The sequence below is a fragment of the Dialister sp. genome, from assembly GCF_036343215.1.
Taxonomy (GTDB): Bacteria; Bacillota; Negativicutes; order Veillonellales; family Dialisteraceae; genus Dialister.
Window position 1 is genome coordinate 1 of record NZ_JAZASU010000198.1, and the last position, 1,481, is coordinate 1,481.

A 1,481-nucleotide genomic window follows, 5' to 3' on the forward strand; every position below is an offset into this window, starting at 1 on the left:
AGACCTCACGGGAGACGCACGGATGGACTTGCCGGAAGGCGTCGGAAAGGGTATACTCATAGCCGTTCAGAGGGAAGCTCTTCGGCAAAACATCCAGGTCCGTCAAAACTCAGGAGTATGCCGAAGGGCTTAGCTTTTTTATGCGGGTTTCCGGCTATTGTAACAGAAAAAGAGCACCGCGTCAGCAGTGCTCAGGATATATGGAAAGCTATCACGCGCGAGCGCGTGATTTGGTTCAAAGTCAGGAAGTTAACAGTTACTTTGCCTGCAGCATCGGAGAAGTATCATCGGCCACTATCCGCAGATACATAGAAACCCAAGGTTAACAAAAGGAGGACGCGGCTCCTCCCACCCGCTGAAGCGAGTGGGAGGAGCCGCTAATTTGAATTTATGAAGGATAACCCCTTTATACTTGGGTTTTGGAAACAGCCGAACTTAATCATAAACAGAGGGGCAGAAACCGAAAGAATCCTGTCAATATATACCAGCGAAAATCCCTTGTCCCAGACGTATCTCATTGAAGGAATCCGCGGCAGTGGAAAAACCGTACTGATGACAACGATTGCAAAGGAGCTGCAGGACGAAGAAGACTGGATTGTCGTAAATCTGAATGCGGCCATGAATCTTCTTGATGATCTCGCAAGGGCACTCACAAATACGGTGAAGAGGCTGCCCAATCTTTTGAAGCAGGGTGTAAATGTTTCGGCTCTCGGCTTCGGTTTTGGCATTAACGGGACGGAAGAGAAGACAGACAGCATTACTGTAATTGAAAATATTCTGAGGCTTCTGAAAAAAAGGAACAAAAAACTTTTGATTACGATTGACGAGGTACTGCATGATGACAACATGCGGGTCTTCGCCAGTGAATTTCAGATATTTTTAAGGGAAGATTACCCTGTCTTTCTCATTATGACAGGTCTTTATGAGAATTTGAATTCCATTCAGAATGATCCGCAGCTGACATTTCTCCTTCGGTCTCCGAAGCTTCAGATAGAACCGCTCAGCATACCGGCAATTGTAAGGGAATACGAAGCAGTTCTCGATATAGATGAAGATACGGCCAAGGCTCTGGCCCATGCGACAAAGGGCTATGCCTTTGCTTTTCAGGCGCTTGGAGCTCTCTACTGGGAAAACAGGGACGCGCTGTCTCTTGACCGTATTATCGAAAAGCTGGACGGGCTTTTGGATGAATATGTATACAGAAAAATCTGGAGAGGGCTTTCAGGCTTGGAGAAAAAATTCCTTCTTTCCATGAATGATGAAGAAAGTACAACTGCAGCTGAAATCTGTGCAAAATCTGGCATCAAGAAAAGTTCTGTTGCAAAATACAGGGAGCGGCTCATAAAAATCGGTCTATTGAACGTACCGGAATATGGGTGTAAATGGTATTTTAATTTTGGGACAGCTGGCTAGTTGAAAATTGGGACACTTCCTCAAGGTGTGGTACCCTTTCAGTATTCCACTGAAAGGAGAATGAAGGA

General features: G+C 45.7%; 1 protein-coding gene. It reads left to right on the plus strand.

The window, feature by feature from the left end:
* Positions 1–498 precede the first annotated feature (498 nt).
* On the plus strand, positions 499–1,413 hold the full coding sequence (locus VZT47_RS10340; protein WP_330224879.1) for a hypothetical protein: 915 nt from the start codon (positions 499–501) through the stop codon (positions 1,411–1,413).
* The last annotated feature ends 68 nt before the right edge of the window (positions 1,414–1,481 follow it).